Below are 2,011 nucleotides of genomic sequence, written 5' to 3' on the forward strand. Positions count from 1 at the left end.
AAGAGGAGATACGTTACTCTATCGCCAGTTGAATCCCCTGCAGGTGGAGGATGGTAAAAAATATCCTTTGGTGCTTTTCCTCCACGGGGCAGGCGAGAGGGGGGCTGACAACAGGACGCAGCTGACCCACGGGGGAATGATGTTTACCAACCCGGTCAACAGGGAAAAGTACCCCGCTTTTGTCCTCTTTCCTCAATGTCCGTCAGATTCATACTGGCCTGCCCACAAAAGGCCGGATGGCTTTCAGCAGGAAAACCCTTTTCCGGCAAATGATGAAATATCAAGACCGCTGGCATTGACTAAGGAGCTGCTGGACAGAATTATTGACACATATCCGGTGGATAAAAATCGAATTTATATCACCGGGCTATCTATGGGAGGAATGGGCACCTTCGACATGGTTTGTCGTTTCCCGGAACTTTTTGCCGCGGCAATTCCCATCTGTGGCGGGATCCATACGGACAGGCTCAATGACTTCAGTTCAAAAACAGCTATTCGTATATTTCATGGCGATGCCGATTCGGTGGTACCCGTCAGGTTTTCGCGTGAAGCATTTATGAAACTGAAAGCCGAAGGAGCCAATGTTGAATATATCGAGTTTCCGGGGGTGAATCATGGCAGCTGGGACCCGGCTTTTAACAAGCCGGATTTCATGTCATGGATGTTCCAACAAATAAAAAAATAATAGGAAAATGAACAATCACAAATATTTATTAAACATTGTTCTGGTAGTCGGCACTTTTTTTCTGATAGCTTGTAACAACAATAAAAAAGAACAAGCGCAGAGGGCCGGGAATGGGCGCCCTGCCTCCTTTGTATCTGACGATGAATTTCTGAACTTCATCCAGAAAACGCATTTCAACTATATGTGGGAAGGTGCGGAAATCACATCAGGCCTCGCACCGGAACGCATACATATGGATGGGGAATATCCGCAGAACGATAAGGATGTAATTACTACAGGGGGAAGCGGTTTCGGTCTTGCCGGACTTGTCGTAGCCATGGAACGGGGCTTTATCCCCCGCGAAGAGGGCGTGGCCCGATTACACCGGATAGCAGACTACCTGGCTTCCGCCGACCGTTACCATGGTGTCTGGTCACACTGGATTCACGGACCCACAGGAAAGACCAAACCATTTGGCAAAAAAGACAACGGAGGTGACCTGGTTGAGAGCGCCTTCCTCATGCAGGGACTGCTTATCGTGCGGGAGTATTTCAAAAATGGCAACAACAGGGAGAAAGAGCTGTCACAAAAGATTGATACACTCTGGAGAGAAATGGAATGGGACTGGTACCTGAACGGACAGGATGTGCTCTATTGGCACTGGAGCCCGGAATACAACTGGGAAATGAATTTCCCGCTGGAAGGTTACAATGAATGTCTGATCACCTATATCCTGGCAGCCTCCTCCCCCACCCATCCTATTCCGGCATCGGCCTACCATAACGGATGGGCTCGCGGGGGAGCAATCACCAGCAAGAATGAGGCATATGGTTATCCGCTCATTTTGAAACACAATGGTGCTGAAGAATATGGAGGTCCACTCTTTTGGGCACACTACTCTTATATCGGACTGAGTCCGAAAGGGTTAAAAGATCAATATGCCGATTACTGGCAACTGAACAGGAATCAGGCTCTTATCAATTACGAATATTGTGTGGAGAACCCCGGGGGATATGAGGGGTATGGCGATAACTGCTGGGGGCTGACCGCAAGTTATACCGTAGATGGATATACGGCACATATGCCGGTGAAGAACGACCGCGGGGTAATCACTCCTACAGCCGCCTTGTCCAGCTTCCCTTATACACCGGACCAGTCTATGAGGGCCCTGAAGCATTTTTATAATGATCTGGGCAACCGGATATGGGGTCAATATGGTTTCTATGATGCTTTCAGCATACAGGACAACTGGTATCCGCAGCGTTATCTGGCCATCGACCAGCTGACCATCGCGCCGATGATCGAAAACTACCGGACCGGATTGCTGTGGAAACTATTTATGGGGGC

2 protein-coding genes are annotated in these 2,011 nt (G+C 49.1%); both read left to right on the top strand.

From position 1 onward, the window contains the following. Positions 1 to 685, top strand: a 685-nt coding sequence (locus B3Z75_RS13190; protein ID WP_294072612.1) for a dienelactone hydrolase family protein, incomplete at its 5' end; no start/stop codon positions are given. Positions 686 to 692: 7 nt separating this feature from the next. Beyond that, a partial coding sequence (locus B3Z75_RS13195) for a glucoamylase family protein (RefSeq protein WP_294072614.1) occupies positions 693 to 2,011 on the top strand: 1,319 nt, incomplete at its 3' end.

The organism is Proteiniphilum sp. UBA1028, from assembly GCF_002316955.1.
Classification (GTDB): Bacteria; Bacteroidota; Bacteroidia; order Bacteroidales; family Dysgonomonadaceae; genus Proteiniphilum.